The sequence below is a fragment of the Terriglobia bacterium genome (genome assembly GCA_035712365.1).
Classification (GTDB): domain Bacteria; phylum Acidobacteriota; class Terriglobia; order UBA7540; family UBA7540; genus SCRD01.
Genome location: DASTAW010000008.1, coordinates 32,938 through 49,883, shown reverse-complemented (window position 1 = coordinate 49,883; position 16,946 = coordinate 32,938). Strand labels below are relative to the sequence as shown.

Genomic DNA, 16,946 nt, shown 5'->3' with positions numbered 1-16,946 from the left:
GCGCGCCATGACAGTCACTCGCGCGGCTGACCGTGGGAGCAGTCTGGAAAAAAAACAGAAACATCACGCAAAGGCGCAGAGGCGCGAGGTAGGAGAAAAACCTCCGTGCGAAACAGAAGTGATCTCTGAAGCCAGCATGTGGCACGCCGTGGAAGTGCTCGACCTCAAGTATTACTTTAATCATTGAATTTGTCGCCCCGACCCAGGTTCAATCGGCCTGACCGATTGCTTGCCGCAATGTCGGCGCGCCGACATGGAACCCTTCCCGCCAGAACCGGGCACCGTCGAAACGCAATCATCGCAGGCCCGTTTTTCAGGTTTTGATCCGCATCAACAGGTAGACGCCCGCCAGACTGAACAGGACGTCCGGCGACCAGGCGGCGACTGCCGGCGGAAGCTGGCTCAGGTTGCCCATCGCCTCAAACAGGCTTGAGACGGACCAGTAGACAATAGCGATGCCGATGCTGAGGGCGATCCCGGCGAGCGCGCCGCGGCTGCCGGTAGAGAACGCGAAAGGAATGGCAATCAGGGTCACGACAAAAGCGATCAGCGGATAGGAGAATTTGCGGTAGAAGGCAACGGAGAGGCGCACCACATCGAACCCGCTTTGCTTCAGGCTGTGGATGTACTGGCGCAATTCAAGTACGCTCATCTGCTCGGAAGGTTTAACTTCCTTCTTGAAATACGACGGCGACTCGTTCAATTCGTCGAAGGTATGGACCGCAAACGCCTGATAATCACTGACCCGCCCATTCGAAAAATCGCGCGTCCAGCCGTTTTCCAGCACCCAGCGTTTGATCTGGGGTTCCCAGAAAGCCCGCTCGGCGTAGATGCGCCGCTTGAGGTGGAACGAATTCTGATCGATTTCAAAAACCGAGAGGCTGGCGAAAACGTTCAGGTCAGGATCGAAAAACCGGTAGTTGTAGATTTTGTCTCCATTGCCGGAAATCCACTGGCGGTCTGGCCGATACATGGTCTGGGCGGGTTTTCCCTTGATCTGATTTCGAAGCGAGTCCTGCTGCTGGTTGGTCCCAGGCAGATAATCGTTGCCGAGCAGGAACATGCCACCGCTGAGGAGACCGGCGCCCACCAGAATCGGCAAAGAAATGCGATAAAGACTGATGCCGGCCGACTTGATGGCGGTGACCTCGTTCGACTTGCTGAGCAGTCCAAAGCTGACGAGAGTTGCAACCAGAATGCTCAAGGGCAGCATGAGGTAAATAACCTGCGGGGCCAGATACCAATAATACTCAATGACCAATTGGGGCGAGATCTGATGACGGACAATATCGCCCAGCAACTGGAAGAAGTCAAAAATCATATAAATCCCGGTGAACGTAATCAGCAACAGCACCAGATAAAAAAGCCAGCTCCGAAACACGTAAAGATCGAGAATCTGGAAAGCTCGCCCGCCAAAATTCCGGCGTTTCAGTTTGCGCGGCTGGCCATCGGTCCGGCCGTTGCCTGCGTGGAAGCGTTCGATCGCGCGGCCGATGGTCTCAAGCCCGGCGTGAAGAGAATCCACTCCTGTACGCACCCGGTTGGTCTGGCGCAGCATGATGAGCCCGGCAATGGCGAATGCGACGTTTGCCATCCATAAGCCGGAAATGGGATTCAGCCGCCCCTCTTTCGCCAGGTTCAGGCCGGAAGCCATCAGGACATAGTAGATGAACACCAGAAGAATGCTGAGCATCAGGCCAAAGGCTTTGCCACCCTTGCGGGAGATGAGTCCGATCGGGACTCCGACGAGGGCCAGCACCAGGCAGGCAACCGGCAGCGCAAGTCTGTAATTCAATTCCACCATGGCCGCGTGACGTTCTCCGGGGGTGTGAAGCCCCTCGATGAGCGCCGCCGGCGAACGCATGGAAGGTGTGAGGCGTTGCTCAGCAGTTTCGGTGCGTTCGGAGATGGGGACTTGCCACTTGTCAAACGACGTCACGGTATACTGCTGCCGGTGCTGCGGGTCAAATTCATGGGTAGCTCCGTTTTGAAGGTAAAGCATCGTCTGGCCGGAAGCGTCATCGTTCACCAGGCGGCCCGATTCCGCCAGCGTAACCTTTACTTCATTGTTCTGGCTGCGGTCAACGACGAAGACCCCGCGCCACTGGGTGTTCGAGCTCGTAACGTCTTTCAAGTACAACAGGAGATGGGGGAATTGTTCGATGAAGACGCGGGGCTGGATCTCATAGCTGGCCTGAGCAGCCGCCAGGCTCGCTTCAGACTGATCGAGAGATCGCGCCGCCGCCGGCGCCAGATACAGGCTCATCCAGGAGGTCAGCACCCATCCACAGATTGCAAACGTCAGCACGGGCCGCAGAAATTGCGCCTTGCCAATGCCCGTGGCGCGGATGGCGATGGTTTCGCTGTCCGCCGACATGCGGCTGAGGCCAATCAGCGTGCCCAGCAGCACAGCCATGGGGATGGTGATGACCAGAATTCTGGGGAGCAGCAACAGAAAAAGAAATGCGTCCTGCGTGGCGGGAAGGTCCCGGCGCGCCACCAGTTCGAGAATCTGGCTGAGAGGCCGTACGTAGAGGACAAACGTGAAGACCACCAGCCCTAGCAAGCTGTGCGCAACCAGTTCCTTGAAAATGTAGCGGGTGAGTATTCTCATCGCCGGTTTCCGCGAAGTTTCATTGCCGGATTATCCTGAACGAAGCATCGCCGCGAGGCTGCGCCAGCGCATAGGCCCATGCATACGCGATTGAAAGTCGTTTACCAACTTCAAGAGTATGCCCCGAGATGAGGTACACGGGCAAGCCTTCTGCCTCGCATTAAAAACCGTGGAGCAAGCCTCCCGCACAGAGCGCAGACGGGAAGGATTTGCTTGCGGCGTAAAGTGAAAGTTTTGGATTAACTTTTGTCGGGCCGTTGAAACATTGCTTATGGCATCGATGCATTCGAGAGGAATCCTCACCGCGCTTTGCCGTTCCACTCCCACCCGGGAATAAGAACATCAACCGGGTTCGCGCCGACAGGCACAACGGTGATTAAAGACAGAGGGGCCGCGCGAATGATGGCCAGAGCGCCCGAGGCGCCGTCCGCCGCGGCCAGGACCCGCTCATCGGGGGTCAGCGCAAGTGCCCGGGGCGCCACGCCTACGTGGAGGGTGTTCAGTACCGTGCGATCAGCAACGTCGAATGCGGTGACAAAGCCGTCTCCCTGCGTGGCCACGTACATCACGCTCGAATCCTGCTTGAAGACGGCGGCGACAGGATCTCTTCCCGTGGGCAGCACCTGCTCGACGTTGGCGTGCGAGGCGTCAACAATTGTCATGGTTGACGATCCGTCGCTGAGGACGAAGAGTTCGCCTCCATCGGGCTTGAGGACCAGCCCGCCTGGCCTCGATCCCGTCTCAATGTGCGCGATGATGGTGCGCGAAGCGATTTGCGCCGCGGAGATTTTTTCGTCCCCGGTATCTGCCACAAAGACTACGGAACTGTCGAGCGAAACCGCGAGATTGCCGGGAGTTTTGCCGACCTCGACATCTCCGAGTATTTTTTGTGTTTCCGCGGCGATAAAGAACAACCGGTTACCTGCCGGGTCGCTGACAATCAACGTTTTGCCATCAGGCGTGATGGCCATGTGTGCGAGATTCGGAACCAGGTGGACGCGGCCGGTTTCTTTCAGCGTGTTGCAGTCGAGAAAAGCCACCTGCCCGGCCGGCGGATCAAGCACATAGGCGCGGTTTCCGTCGGGCGAGAACACGAGGTCGCCCGCCGAAGGCCCGATATCAACGGTGTGCGCAACGGTCAACGCCGGGAAATCTATCACGCTGATTTTCCCGGACTGTGATACCACGTAGATTTCCTGGCGGCCGGGTCTTCGGACAGCCTTTTCGGGCAGTGGGGCCACAGGAATTGTGGCGACCACTTTGGGATCTGCCAGATCAACAACGGCGACTGAGCCGCCCAGGTGGTTGACAACGAAGGCCATGTAGGGCCGCGGCGGAGGCCCTTGCCTGTGGCAGCTCGCGCAGGCAAGCACAAGCAAGGCGATAGCGCAAAGGGCGGAAACGCGCGTCGTCAACGCGGGGGCATCGCACGAAGCGGCTGGAGCTGAGCAATTTTGTGGAAGTCTCATGCGGCGGGTCGGCCCGTCTGGATAGCGAGTCCGAGGAATTTGCCATTGGTCACAGCCAGGAACCATATTTGCCACTAAAATGAAAATCCGCGGCCTGGGCAACCAGACCTGCTTCGGCGAGGCGCGAGAAAGCCCAGCGCATACACGTAGCAATTGGCTTCGACCGAAGCGAGGAAGTTTATCGCAGGGGGTGGAACAATACAACTGTGCCAGGGGAGCAGGTTGGTGGATGTTGATTTCTGCGGGTTCGAGCGCCAGGTCGTCGGCGTGACCGGGAGAGATCGGCTGCCTGAAAACATTTATCAAGTGTTGCTTGAGGAATTATCCAAGGCGGTCACGCGCAACCGTCATCGTACTTGAAAGAACGCAGAGTGGGACCTCGATGGGCGGCGAACTCAGGCAAGCCCTTAATGTAGAACTTCAACATGTCGGCGCGCCGACAATCCAGCGCATCGAGGGTTGCGCAATCGCCGGCAATCAGCATCTCTCCAAATACATCCCAATCTTGCGTGGGCCGCTTGCCCCTTTGCGGTTCGCCACGGTTGCTGTTCCGCCCGGCAATCCCTCGAAATTGACGCTTCCAAATAGGCTCTGTTAAGATGCCTCATGCCGAAAGCGCAGAAAAGCCGATTGCGGGTGGGAGTACACACCTCGATTGCCGGCGCTTTGGAAAACGCCGTTCGCCGCGCAGGCGAAATCGGCTGTGACACTTTCCAGATGTTTTCCGCCAATCCGCGCGGCTGGCGAACGATCGATCCCACGCCGCAGCAGTGCGAACGCTTCCGCGAAGAGCGTGAGGCCCGCAAGCTTTCACCGCTGGTAATACACGACAATTACCTGATCAACCTTGCCGCTGCTGATCCCGAAATTCGCCGGAAATCGGTTTCTGCGTTCCGGGGCGAACTGCGGAGGGCGCTGGCGCTCGGCGCCGAATACCTCGTGGCGCACCCGGGCAGTTCCAAAGGCTCCAGCGTTTCCCAGGCCATCGCGGCCTGCGTCGAATCGATCAAGCAGGCGGCCAGCGGGCTGCGCCTAGATGGACTGATGGTGCTGATTGAGAATACGGCCGGCCAGGGGTCCGCCATCGGCAGGAGCTTTGAAGAGGTCGCGGAACTTGTTTCGGGAGCCGGGAGTGAATTGCCGGCCGGGGCGTGTATTGACACCGCCCACCTGTTTGCGTCTGGTTATGCAATTCACACCGCGGCCGGGCTATCCAGGACGATCATCGAACTGGAAAAGACTGTAGGCCTTAAGAACGTTTGCGTGATTCACGCCAACGATTCGAAGCCGGCGTTCAACTCTCATGTTGACCGGCATGAGCATATCGGCCAGGGACAGATTGGCGCGGAGGCTTTCGGCAGGATCGTTTGCCATCCGAAATTGCGCAGAATCCCGTTCATCTGCGAAACACCGCTGGACGAGCCGGACGACGATCGGCGAAATCTTGCCATGATGCGCAAGTTGGCTGCCGCCTCGAAGCTGAAGGCAGTGCGGGTACTGGAGGTCGGCAATGATCGACAAGATCACTGACGGGCGCACGGACCTAGTATTTGAGTATCTGGAAGAAGGCCACGGCGCCGATTCCGTGGATCAGGATGGCGTTTCGCTGATTAAGTGGTGCGCATATTATGGCGACGTTAGCGCAATCAAGTATTTGCTTCTCAAGGGCGAATCACTCTCCTCGCTGGGTGAGAACTTCGGCTTGAACGGCGCAGCCTTTCACGGGCATTGGCGATTGGGACAGTTCCTGATCGAGCGCGGCGCGGACACCAAGCACCCGCAGAGTGACACCGGCGAAACGCCGCTGCACGCTGCAACCGCATCTAATAAGCTGGCGCACCATAACGTGGTGAAGGTACTGATTGCCAGTGGCGCCAATCCAAACTGCACCACCAAGCCGTCGGTGGGAACTGGCGCCTTCATGCGCGATTGTCGAACTAAGGGCGAGACCCCTTTGCACCGTGCCGCCGCATTCGCAAGCGAAGAGACCATTCAACTGCTGCTGGATGCCGGCGCCGGAGTGGAGGCCAGAGACATGCACGGCGACACGCCCCTGAGCTGGGCAAGCTGGTATCAGCGGCCCGATTCGATTTTGAAGAAACTGTGCTATGGTAACTTTTCTGTGCGCGCAGGCAGACTTTCCATGGAAGCATACCTTCTCGGGAAACCGCACGGTTAGTTGATCTGCCTTGACAGGGTGCGTGGTGCTGGCGTGGGCTGCATACCCGAGAGTTAACACACCGCAATCGCATTTCAACATTCATCATTTGGATATGAACACAAACTACGATCCTCAGAAAATTGAAGCGAAGTGGAGGAAGCTCTGGGCTGAGCAGAACCTGTTTGATGCTGACGCCAATCCCGGGAGCAAGAAGTACTATGTGCTTGAGATGTTGCCCTATCCTTCCGGCGACATTCACATGGGCCACGTCCGCAACTATTCAATCGGTGATGCCTTGGCGCGCTACATGTGGATGAAAGGCTTTAACGTCCTTCATCCAATCGGATGGGACTCTTTCGGACTGCCCGCCGAGAACGCGGCCATCAAGCACCAGCGCCCGCCCGCGGAATTCACTTTCGCTTATATCGACCGCATGCGCCGGCAGTTGAAGCGGCTGGGCGTCAGCTACGACTGGCGCCGCGAAGTAACCACTTGCGTGCCCGAGTACTACCGCTGGAACCAATGGTTTTTCCTGAAGATGTATGAGCGCGGCCTGGCCTATCGCAAGAAGAGCCGCGTGAACTGGTGCCCCCAGTGCGAAACCGTGCTTGCCAATGAGCAGGTGGTGGACGGCTGCTGCTGGCGCCATGAAGAGACGCCGGTGGTGGAGAAGGAACTCGAGCAGTGGTTCCTGAAGATTACCGATTACGCCGAGCGACTGCTGGACGACATGCAAAAACTTGTTCGCTGGCCGGAGCGCGTCCTGGCCATGCAGCAGAACTGGATTGGGAAGTCGAAAGGGACAGAAGTTGATTTCAGGATCGAAGACCTTGACCTTCCAGTTCGCGTCTTTACCACTCGCGTGGACACAATTTTCGGATGCACGGTGGTCTTCTTGGCTGCGGAACACCCACTGGTTGAGAAACTCATCGCAGCATCGGAAAAACCGGAGCGCCTTCGGAGCGAGGTGGAACGCATCAAAGCATCCGCCATCCGCGCCCGGGTTGAAGTAAACCTTGAAAAAGACGGGGTGGCGACCGGATTCAGCGCGCGCAATCCTTACAGCGGGGAACCTGTTCCCGTATGGGTGGCGAATTTTGTGTTGATGGATTACGGTACCGGGGCTGTGATGGCGGTGCCCGCCCATGATGAGCGGGACTTCGAGTTCTGCACCACTTTCAATCTGCCCATCCGAACGGTTATTGTGCCGAAGGACAGAGGACCTCAAGTAGAACTTGAAGCTGCTTTCACAGAGTATGGCAGGCTGGTAAACTCCGGCCTCTACACTGGTCTCACATCGGAGCAGGCCATCGAGCGCATGACGAACGATGCTGAACATGCGGGATTCGGCAAGGGGACCGTCCAGTACAGAATCAAGGATTGGGGTATCTCACGGCAGCGTTACTGGGGCACGCCGATTCCCATGGTCTATTGCCGCTCCTGCGGAGTTGTGCCGGTCCCGGAATCGCAACTGCCGGTCCTGCTGCCGGCGGAGGTGAAACTGACGGGAACGGGACAGTCGCCGCTGGCCAGCGTTCCGGAATTCGTCAACACAACATGCCCAAATTGCGGCGGCCCGGCGCGCCGGGAGACGGACACGATGGACACCTTCGTCGATTCGTCGTGGTACTTCTACCGATACGCCGATCCCAGGATTGACACGTCGCCCATCAACAGGGAAGCCGTGGATTACTGGTTTCCTGTGGACCAGTATATCGGCGGCATCGAGCACGCGATCCTGCACCTGATTTACATGCGCTTCTTTACCAAAATGATGATGGACATCGGGCTGGTCAGTTTTTCCGAGCCCGTGGCACGGCTGTTTACGCAAGGCATGGTGATCAAGGACGGCGCGAAGATGTCCAAGTCCAAGGGAAACGTGGTCGATCCCACAGCCATGTTCGAGAAGTATGGCGCCGACACGGTGCGCCTCTACATGCTGTTCGCCGCGCCGCCTGAAAAGGACCTCGATTGGAGCGATACGGGAATTGAAGGCGCTTCACGCTTCCTGAATCGCGTTTATCGTGCAGTCGCCAAATACGCGGACAACCTCGCCGCGGTGGAATCGATGCTGGGGAAAGCTGCGCGTCCCGCGGTTGTTCCAGAATATTCAGCCGACGAGCGGAAGCTGCTTCGCAAGACCCACCAGGTGCTCCGGCATGTAACCGAGGATATGGAAGATCGCTGGCATTTTAATACCGATATTGCCCTGGCCATGGAACTGGTGAACGAACTTGCCGGATTGGAGTCCGCGATTTCAGGCGGCAAGGTTCGCGCGGAAGCAGTTAAAGAAACACTTGAAGTATTGGTCCTGATTATGGCTCTCTTCACGCCTCACATCGCCAATGAGCTTTGGGAGGGGCTCGGCCATACCGGCGCTACCCTGCGCGTCGCCTGGCCGGCGTATGACGCCGGGCTTGCTGCTGAAGAAGAACTTGAACTTCCCGTCCAGGTGAACGGCAAGCTGCGCACCCGCATTCGCGTAGCGGTGGGGGCGAGCGAGGATCATATCCGGCAGCTCGCGCTTGCTGATGAAAAGGCCGCCCAGTATATCAATGGGCGCCAGATTGTCAAAGTTATTGTCGTACCGCAGAAGCTCGTCAATATCGTCGTCAAATGAGTCGTCTCCGGTTGGTTGTTCAGTGGGCAATTTGCTATGGTTAGCTGTTGCCACTCTCCTGCCATCCCTGCAGGGGGTAGAGCAGGGAACAGATTCTTCCTGCAGTGAAGCCGATTACCGATATGCCCTGAAGAGCGATACGCTCTTCGAAGGAGAAAGCAGGCCGATAATGGTCAACCCTGCTGAAGTAAAAGCTGCAAGGGTTCAAATGCTGAACGCACGAAAGGCACTCGAGAACTACGAAAAACTCAAGGGCCACGCCGCGTCCACAGAGCACACAAGGCTCATCAAGGTGTTCGCCAACACCGCAAAGATTTACCTCAGAGTTTCAATGAGCGAGAACGACTAATACTTTCTAAAGTGTATAATTCCGCAGAATACATTTGATTACAAACCTGCTGCGAACGTCCATTACCCACACTCAACACTCAATACTCAACGTGTCCGACACTGTCAAACCGCTACTCGTGGATATTCTTAGAGCGTACGATCTGCCAGACTCGAGCCTTGGTGACGAATCGGGCCGCTAAGCGGCAGTCCATGGCTGAAGGTGTACCTGTGCACGGAGGGTCGTGGTGGGAAGGGTCCGGGGAACTTGCCCCGAAACAATCGCATGATGACTGGCCCAGGCCGAAACAGGGACAGCCTACCTTTTTCCTGGAACGCGAAAATGCAGAGGATCTCTAAGATTTTGAAGTTCCCGGTAATAATAGAGGGCTGTAGGACGCTTCCCGCTGAGTCGAAGTCTCTTCAGGAATTCGATTTCTTCTTCGGTCGCATCGCCGCTTAGGAAAGCATTGCGGAGAAATTCCTTAAGTCCCGGCTCTGTGTCGAGGACTGGTTCCGGTTCTTTCTCTACGAACTCAAACGTCGTAGTGTGGCCAGGGGATACTCTCGAATTTAACCTGACCTCCACCCTAAAATTAGCGAGGTCAATGTCCCAGGATTCGACCAGCGGATCCAAGAATGAGACGCAGTTCTCGATCGATACGTCGAAAACGTCCGTGTCCAGGAACTCGAGGATGGAAACCCGTATGTCTTCGAAGCTACGGTTGCTCAGTCTGGCCACCAGCCGGAGCCAGTTTTCATTTTCCAGTTCTTCCCTGGCAGCCTGTTTAACCACGTCCAAGAGCTTCTGGGTAATGAGGCGTTCGACTTCGCCGAAGGGCTGCTTTTCAAAAATCGCCTGCATTTGCTCCTGATTTTCGGGTTTACATTTGCGGAGCACCAATTCGCGGACCCCTTTGAACAACGGTGCGGGCGGGTCCGCCAATTTCCTTTTGAGCCGTTCCTGGCGCTGCAGGTCTGCCAGCTTAGCCAGTTCACCTTCTGGAAGCTTCAAGAACTTTGACATCTTGTCGTAGATATCTGTTCGAGCAGGCGCCGGAGGCATTTTTTTTCGAGTCAACAATTGCGAAATGTAGGACTCCGTGACCTGCGCGGCGCTCGCCAGATCCCGCTGCTCAAGGCCCAATTCATCCAGGCGGTGTCTCATTACCAGGGAAATATCCATCGGCCTCTTCGCCTGTTAACTTACAGTAGTTAACCTTCGTAGATTATCTCCGATTTCGCTTGACAGGTAAAGTTAATTAACTCATGCTGGTTAATGAGACAACTCCTCCCCATCAGTCTCCAGACAACCTGAACTAAGTCGGGTTACCTGCAATCGCACCTCTTAGACTACAACCCAGGAGGTTGCTTATGTTTGCACGATGTGTCTCCATGCATCTAAAGGCCACTAGTGTCGGGGAGTTTACCCGAGCGATCGAGGACGAAGTCATTCCGCTGCTTCGAAAGCAGAAAGGTTTCCTGGACGAAATTGTCCTCGCCGATCCCGGTAAGACGGAAGCAGTAGGGATCAGTCTGTGGGACCGGAAAGAGAGCGCTGAAACCTATAACCGTGAGACTTATCCTCAAGTGCAGAAGGCCCTGGGGAATTTCCTTGAAGGGACCCCTGTAGTTAAGACCTATGAGGTCACCAGCTCGACCTTTCACAAGATCGCTGCTCACGCAGCAGCCTAGGCCTCCGGCCTTGGCGTTCATTGAGGGCGGCAAGTCCGCCCTCTTCCTTCTCATGCAAAGGACGATCCGTCGATTGCCGGAGATTAAGAAATGAGGCGTGTATTATGATGTTTACGAATCCGATGTTCACGAAAATTATTAAGCTCGTTTGTGCTGGGGCGCTGCTGGTGACGGCATTCTGGGTAGCCCCGCCAGGTGTTGAGATCCTGCGAGACATACTCATCAGTGTGGGCGCTATAACGGTCGCCACTGAGGCAGTCGCCCTCCCAAAATACCTTTGGGCAGCCGGGTTCGTTGCAATTGCCGTCCTGTTTAATCCCATAGCGCCCGTCGCACTCTCCCGGAATGTGTTTCTCGTTCTGGATTTGGCCTGCCTGCTGGCGTTTATGATCTCGCTTGAGGCTCTCAAGAGCCGGCCGATCCTGTCCATTCCCTCTATTACCAATCGAACGCCGGGAAGCCAATCACTCTGAGCGGACTGGCGCTGGACCGGGAACGCCGCCGCCTGTCGCTTGCCCAGCGTCTTCCGGGATCCAGCCAAGGGGTATTCCGAGTGAGTAGCCTAAGGACCGGAGGAAGACGGACTTTTGCCCTCGGTGAGAGGGGCAAGTTTACCCGCTCTCATCAGGAGAAGAGGAATCGGGTGCAGTTAGAAACGAGGTGTCCCATGCTTATGAGAATGATGGGGTGGGTTTCTATCCCGGCATTGTTCCTGGTGCTGTGGGCGTTATTATGGCCCTTGTCAGCCGTCTATCTCATTCTTGTGGCATCTGCGGTTTGTGTAGGGGCCATGGTGGGCTTCCAGGCGGGCCGCACAGCGAAACCCTTTTGGGAGGCCAGGAGCGTGACAATTTCGCGCAAGGTGAAATATGAAAACTAGAATTCAGCGGACTCGATTGCGGAGAATTTTCGGTCCAAACAAGCCTCTAATCATATGTCTGGACGGATGCCGCCGGCACCGCGTGGTCCAAGTTCATCGACGCGACTCGTCGCCGAGGAAGGTCCAGCATGAATTCAGGCAAAGCCTTTCGATTTGCCACGGGATCTTCCAGACCAACACTCCGTGCATGAGCTAATGCGCGACAGGTGAATGCGGATGAATTTCAGACCTCTCCATGATCGAATACCTGATCCAGCGAGCTAAAGAGAAGGAAGCGGGTGTAGGGCGGAACCATCGCTCCCCGGCACAGGCAGGGCGAAACCTCAAGAAGGCCAAGTCATCGCCGTTGAGCATGGCAAGAAAACCGAAGGCGGAAAGGTGGAAGCGATTAATTGGTTGGCAATGGGACCAAGCCAAATTGTCTGCCGCCTGACCGATAAGCCCGGGGCACGCATCGGAGGAAGCTTTGTCAGAAAGACATGGTGACAAATCAAGGTTCGGCCGGTTACGAAAGCAGAAGATACTCCGGCGGAAGCAGTCTCGCGAATTGCGAAAGGCGCTGGAAACACAGCAGCAAAACGTTAGGGTGCTCCCGACGCCGAAACAGGCCTAGTTTACCGGAGGGCCGCCGGGCGGCATAGGGGTAAAGAGGCCAATCTGCTGTCCGCGTCGTGCAGGGAGAGGAAAGGATCTGCCATGTATATCCAGTATCGCGGTTTCTCTTTCGATGCAACCTCTCGAATCTATGCTTATCGTGTGATCGACCCGCCCCAGGGGCACCGCGAATTCACCATTGATGTCCAGAACGATGCATTCCGCTCGCCGCCCTTTAAAATCCAGGATGGACCGGGAATATGCTTTGCGAGATTGCAGCTGGAACTGGGCCGCGAGACAAGCGAGGCCCCCGCCGAGCATCACCTGAGCATTTCAGCAAGCGACATTCAGGAGTACGTTGAAAAGACCTACCGTAAGCCTGTCAAAAAGGAGAAGGAGGCTTCAGGCTGGAGCGCAGAGTAATGGCTCTGGATCTGCTGGAGCATCAGACCCTCGTTGTGGCACTTCTCCAGGTTGCAGTTGGGAAACCACGAGTTCAGGTGATGGATGCTGAGATAGCCAATATTGCCTGAAAACCATTGCAGGAGCCTGGGCAACTTGTAAGACGAGCTGCCTTTCACGGCTGCTGCAGAGTATTTCCATTCGCCGTGGGGTTGCCAGTTGGCTCGCTCAAATTGATGCTGCACGTAAAACAACCAGACTCCCGCCGTGCTCGTCACCGGCATCGTCGTGCCGCAAAAGCTCATCAACGGCATCACACGAGAAGCGACCGCTTCCTTGAATCGTTCCGGGGCTAACAAATCCAAATCCAGAATGGCATGCAGCGCCGCGTGAGGGAACGGTGTTTTACAGCTAAACATCAGCGTGCGCGCTCAGGCTCCTCGGGTGCGGCCGTCGCGGTTTGCCGGGCCTGTTGTACAATAACTGGCTCTGCTGACTTTTAAACATGACGACCCGATCATTCCTCTCGAATCCTATTTCTATGGAGCAGGTGAGAAAACATGCAAAGCCCTCGGCCTATTGTTGTACTTGATTTCGGATCGCAATACACGCAGTTGATTGCGAGGCGCATCCGGGAGATGCACGTTTATTCGGTGATCGTGCCGTGCCACCTGCCGTTTGACGAGCTTGTCAACATGAAGCCGCAGGCCGTCATCCTGTCCGGTGGGCCGTCTTCGGTTTACGATCCGGCATCGCCCGCCTGTGATGACCGCGTTTTTCAGCTCGGAGTGCCGATGCTGGGCATCTGCTACGGACTGCAGTTGATGTCGTACAAGCTGGGTGGCAAGGTTGAGCCCGCGACCCGGCGGGAATACGGCTTTGCGCAGCTTGAAGTGACTCCTCCCAGCGAGCTGTTTGCCGGATTTGAGTCGCCGCTGCGGGTCTGGAACAGCCATGGCGACCATGTTGTGGAAGTCCCGCCGGGCTTCCGAGTGGTGGGCCGCACAGAGAACGCTATTTCAGCCATCGAGAACGTTCAGACGCGAATGTATGCGGTGGAATTCCACCCGGAGGTGCGGCATACGGTGCGCGGCAGCGAGGTCCTCAGGCGTTTTGTCGAGGACATCTGCGGCGCCCGGGCCAACTGGCATCCGCAGTCGCTGATCGAAGAGACGGCCAGGCGGGTGCGGGCGGAAGTCGGCAATGAGCGGGCGCTGTGCGCTCTATCGGGAGGAGTGGACTCCGCCGTGGCCGCCACACTGGTGAGCCGGGCCATCGGCGATCAGCTTATCTGTGTGTTTGTGAACAACGGACTGCTGAGAAAGAACGAATTTGAAGAGGTAACGTCGGCGCTCAACGCCCAGGGACATCTCAACGTGCGGGCGGTGGATTACTCTGACCGCTTTCTCGGCCGGCTTGAGGGCATCACAGACCCGGAGAAGAAGCGGAAGATTATTGGAGAGGAATTCATTCGCGTGTTCGAGCAGGAGGCGCGCGCGTTGGGCGAGCCCCGGTTTCTGGTGCAGGGAACGCTCTACCCGGACGTCATCGAATCGGTCTCCGTCAAAGGGCCGGCGGCCACCATCAAGAGCCACCACAACGTGGGCGGCCTGCCACGGGACCTGAAGTTCCAATTGATCGAGCCGTTGCGAGAAATGTTCAAGGATGAAGTCAGGATCGTGGGCCGGGAGTTAGGGCTTGGCGACGAAGTCATCTCCCGCCAACCATTCCCAGGGCCAGGCTTGGCCGTCAGGATTCTGGGCGCAGTTACGCCTGATCGGCTTCGCATCGTTCGCGAAGCAGATGCCATTGTGGAGCAGGAGATACGCGCAGCACGGCTCTACAATGAATTGTGGCAATCCTTTGCGATCCTGCTGCCCGTATCAAGCGTCGGGGTCATGGGTGACGCGAGGACATACGCATCCACCATCGCCCTGAGGGCCGTGACTTCCGAAGACGGAATGACGGCCGATTGGGCGAAAATCCCCCCGAATGTTCTCGAACGGATTGCCACCCGCATCGTGAACGAGGTGAAGGAAGTCAACCGAGTTGTCTACGACATTACTTCGAAGCCCCCGGGAACCATCGAGTGGGAATGAGTGCTTCCCCCTCCATACAGCCCTCGCGCATCCCATGGATCCCCGAACGGCGAATCGTCCTGGCTAACGATTCGCTAACTTCTGTGCCATGTAGAGCAGCAGCCGTCGATCGCGGTCGTTGATGTCGCCAAGCAGGCGCCTGACTTTCTGGAAAAACCGCGAATCACGGTCTGCCGGAATCTCCATGGCCAGCTCGTCGGTGCTCTTGCGCTGGGTCAGATTAGGGAGGTCCGGTGGTCTTTCCCCCTCATAAAACAATTGATAGAGGGGGATCTCCATAGCTGCAGCCAACCGCTCCAGAGTCTCCAGAGAAGGCACTGTATGGCCGTTCTCAACCCGGGAAATGTAGCAGCGCAGGAGTCCCGTGCGTTTCTCAATGTCGCCCTGGGAGAGTTTGCGTTCTTCACGTAACTTCCTCAGGCGGATACCTATAATCATGGAACGCATTATTCCACAAGGTGACCGATAAGTCAATAGAAATTACCGTTACTGGCAGAGCGGCCAGCCCTGATTTTCTTCCCACGCCTGTAACCCGATCTGGCTTATGTTCGTCATAGGACACAGGAAAAGGGCTACTATGGATGCTGAATGGTACATTCTCGACCTGATCCCAGCCAGGAAGCTGACTGGATCAGACGCTGCCAGTCTGGAGAAACGGAAGCTTTTGCGCCACTGGTTGACGCCTATCAACGCAGGATATTTTCCATTGTTTTCCATCTGGTCCGGCGCAGGAACGATGTGGAGGATATCGTCCAGGAAATTTTTATGAAGGCTTTTGCGGCGATCGGGAGTTACAATTCACAGTCATCATTCGGAACGTGGCTCAATCGAATTGCAGTCAATCACTGTTATGATTACCTCCGCCGGCAACGGTCGTCGAGGATCAGCTATTTCTGGGAGATGTCGGAAGAAGGGCAGCGGCAGGTTGAATCGCACAGCCAAAGTCCTGCAGAGGGCGGACTCGACAGTTCGGAAAAACTCGCGGTGGATGACCTGGCAGGCAAACTGCTGGCGAGGGCGCCGGCTGAGGACCGGGTGATACTGACCTTGAAGGAGCTTGAAGACAGGTCGGTGGAGGAAATCTCGGAAATACTGGGTCTGAAGCTAAGCACGGTTAAGGTACGCTTGCATCGCGCAAGAAAGAGAATGATCAAGGATTTTGAAAAACTGGCAGGAGGGACGGTGAACCATGCGGTGTGACGCTGTCCGGCAAGTTCTTGAAGAAAACTTGACAAGGACGCCTGCGGTCGAAGCCCATGTCGATTCCTGTTCGGGTTGCAGAGATTATCTGCGCAAGTGGGAGACGCTCCATGCCAGCCTCATCGCGTTGAGAAAGGAGGGGCCTCCTGAGCCGACCCTCGGTTTTACGACACGTCTGATGCGCCGGCTGGAAAGCGCTCCGGCAGATTTTCCGCTTGGCTACCAGTTCATGGACCAGTTTGCAAGACGGATTGTTTATGCAACGCTGATGGTGGCGTTGGTGCTGGGTTTGCTCCTGGCGCTGCCGTCGTCAGGCCCACTGCGCAGTTCTGGAATCTCCGAATCCGTGCTGGTGCAAAACCAGGTTGCGACGCTGGCGAACGAAGAGGTGCTGGGTGTGGATGGCGTCGATCTCGGCGATACGCAGGACCCACCGCCAGCGGTCAGCAACACAGAGGCGCGAGGTTCCAAGTGAAACGGCGGGCCTACGTCTATTTTGTACTGATCTTCGTGCTGGGCATCGTCATCGGGGCCGCCGGGATGTACAGCTACGCCTGGTATTCTGGCCATTGGCATCACGGGTTCAGCCGGCATCGTGTGATCGATTATCTGCAGAAGGAACTCGCCCTCTCGCAAAGTCAGACCGAGCAACTGCAGCAGATTCTCCACAACATGGACCAAAAAGAATCTGAAGTGCGCGACCAGGTTGCGCCGCAGTTTCAGGCCATCCGCGAAGAGGCCCGCGCTGAAACTCGTAAGATTCTAAATTCCCAGCAGCTCGAGAAGTTTAACGAAATGGTAAAGCGCTGGGACGCAAACAGGAAGAGATCTGCGCGCCAGCCGTCACCTCCGCCGCCGAAATAATTCCAGCCCGTAAGCTCGCCG

17 protein-coding genes are annotated in these 16,946 nt (G+C 56.6%); 12 read left to right on the top strand and 5 right to left on the bottom strand.

Annotation, left to right across the window (positions count from 1 at the left end; all coding sequences use genetic code 11):
- Window positions 1-7: 7 nt before the first annotated feature.
- Entirely contained in the window at window positions 8-187 is a 180-nt protein-coding gene (locus tag VFQ24_02215) for a hypothetical protein (protein HET9177154.1), read from the top strand.
- Window positions 188-313: 126 nt separating this feature from the next.
- Here the strand turns inward: VFQ24_02215 and lptG are convergent, their stop codons facing one another.
- On the bottom strand, window positions 314-2,614 hold the full coding sequence (gene lptG, locus VFQ24_02210; GenBank protein HET9177153.1) for an LPS export ABC transporter permease LptG: 2,301 nt from the start codon (window positions 2,612-2,614) through the stop codon (window positions 314-316).
- 299 nt (window positions 2,615-2,913) lie between these two features.
- Window positions 2,914-3,936 carry a cytochrome D1 domain-containing protein gene (locus tag VFQ24_02205; protein ID HET9177152.1) on the bottom strand — a complete coding sequence of 341 codons (1,023 nt, stop codon included), beginning with the start codon at window positions 3,934-3,936 and terminating at the stop codon, window positions 2,914-2,916.
- 753 nt (window positions 3,937-4,689) lie between these two features.
- Between VFQ24_02205 and VFQ24_02200 the strand changes: the two genes are divergently transcribed.
- The 4 genes from VFQ24_02200 (at window position 4,690) to VFQ24_02185 (ending at window position 9,213) form a co-directional block, all read left to right on the top strand.
- A complete protein-coding gene (locus tag VFQ24_02200) occupies window positions 4,690-5,613 on the top strand; it encodes a deoxyribonuclease IV (protein HET9177151.1) in 924 nt (307 codons plus the stop codon).
- Window positions 5,594-6,262 carry an ankyrin repeat domain-containing protein gene (locus VFQ24_02195; protein ID HET9177150.1) on the top strand — a complete coding sequence of 223 codons (669 nt, stop codon included), beginning with the start codon at window positions 5,594-5,596 and terminating at the stop codon, window positions 6,260-6,262. The genes VFQ24_02200 and VFQ24_02195 overlap by 20 nt, the downstream gene beginning before the upstream one ends.
- Window positions 6,263-6,356: 94 nt before the next feature.
- Window positions 6,357-8,864 carry a leucine--tRNA ligase gene (gene leuS, locus VFQ24_02190; protein ID HET9177149.1) on the top strand — a complete coding sequence of 836 codons (2,508 nt, stop codon included), beginning with the start codon at window positions 6,357-6,359 and terminating at the stop codon, window positions 8,862-8,864.
- A 22-nt stretch (window positions 8,865-8,886) separates the two neighbouring features.
- Window positions 8,887-9,213 carry a hypothetical protein gene (locus VFQ24_02185; protein HET9177148.1) on the top strand — a complete coding sequence of 109 codons (327 nt, stop codon included), beginning with the start codon at window positions 8,887-8,889 and terminating at the stop codon, window positions 9,211-9,213.
- 297 nt (window positions 9,214-9,510) lie between these two features.
- Here the strand turns inward: VFQ24_02185 and VFQ24_02180 are convergent, their stop codons facing one another.
- Window positions 9,511-10,056 carry a hypothetical protein gene (locus VFQ24_02180; protein HET9177147.1) on the bottom strand — a complete coding sequence of 182 codons (546 nt, stop codon included), beginning with the start codon at window positions 10,054-10,056 and terminating at the stop codon, window positions 9,511-9,513.
- Window positions 10,057-10,565: 509 nt separating this feature from the next.
- Between VFQ24_02180 and VFQ24_02175 the strand changes: the two genes are divergently transcribed.
- The 3 genes from VFQ24_02175 (at window position 10,566) to VFQ24_02165 (ending at window position 11,766) form a co-directional block, all read left to right on the top strand.
- A complete protein-coding gene (locus tag VFQ24_02175) occupies window positions 10,566-10,886 on the top strand; it encodes a hypothetical protein (GenBank protein HET9177146.1) in 321 nt (106 codons plus the stop codon).
- Window positions 10,887-10,990: 104 nt separating this feature from the next.
- A complete protein-coding gene (locus tag VFQ24_02170) occupies window positions 10,991-11,359 on the top strand; it encodes a DUF6804 family protein (protein ID HET9177145.1) in 369 nt (122 codons plus the stop codon).
- A gap of 194 nt (window positions 11,360-11,553) precedes the next feature.
- Window positions 11,554-11,766, top strand: coding sequence for a hypothetical protein (locus VFQ24_02165; GenBank protein ID HET9177144.1), 213 nt, complete (start codon window positions 11,554-11,556; stop codon window positions 11,764-11,766).
- 962 nt (window positions 11,767-12,728) lie between these two features.
- Here the strand turns inward: VFQ24_02165 and VFQ24_02160 are convergent.
- Window positions 12,729-13,181 carry a fatty acid desaturase gene (locus VFQ24_02160; protein HET9177143.1) on the bottom strand — a complete coding sequence of 151 codons (453 nt, stop codon included), beginning with the start codon at window positions 13,179-13,181 and terminating at the stop codon, window positions 12,729-12,731.
- A gap of 141 nt (window positions 13,182-13,322) precedes the next feature.
- Here VFQ24_02160 and guaA point away from each other — a divergent pair, with 141 nt between their 5' ends.
- Window positions 13,323-14,861, top strand: coding sequence for a glutamine-hydrolyzing GMP synthase (guaA, locus tag VFQ24_02155; protein HET9177142.1), 1,539 nt, complete (start codon window positions 13,323-13,325; stop codon window positions 14,859-14,861).
- A gap of 63 nt (window positions 14,862-14,924) precedes the next feature.
- Here guaA and VFQ24_02150 read toward each other — a convergent pair whose 3' ends face one another.
- The gene (locus VFQ24_02150; protein HET9177141.1) at window positions 14,925-15,299 is read right to left on the bottom strand and encodes a helix-turn-helix transcriptional regulator; all 375 of its coding nucleotides are present in this window, start codon (window positions 15,297-15,299) and stop codon (window positions 14,925-14,927) included.
- A 150-nt stretch (window positions 15,300-15,449) separates the two neighbouring features.
- Here VFQ24_02150 and VFQ24_02145 point away from each other — a divergent pair, with 150 nt between their 5' ends.
- Genes VFQ24_02145 through VFQ24_02135 form a run of 3 tightly spaced genes read left to right on the top strand, consistent with a single transcriptional unit; the run spans window position 15,450 to window position 16,925 of the window.
- Window positions 15,450-16,061 carry a sigma-70 family RNA polymerase sigma factor gene (locus VFQ24_02145; GenBank protein HET9177140.1) on the top strand — a complete coding sequence of 204 codons (612 nt, stop codon included), beginning with the start codon at window positions 15,450-15,452 and terminating at the stop codon, window positions 16,059-16,061.
- The gene (locus VFQ24_02140; GenBank protein HET9177139.1) at window positions 16,051-16,536 is read left to right on the top strand and encodes a hypothetical protein; all 486 of its coding nucleotides are present in this window, start codon (window positions 16,051-16,053) and stop codon (window positions 16,534-16,536) included. Before VFQ24_02145 ends, VFQ24_02140 begins: the two co-directional genes overlap by 11 nt.
- On the top strand, window positions 16,533-16,925 hold the full coding sequence (locus VFQ24_02135; protein HET9177138.1) for a hypothetical protein: 393 nt from the start codon (window positions 16,533-16,535) through the stop codon (window positions 16,923-16,925). Before VFQ24_02140 ends, VFQ24_02135 begins: the two co-directional genes overlap by 4 nt.
- The last annotated feature ends 21 nt before the right edge of the window (window positions 16,926-16,946 follow it).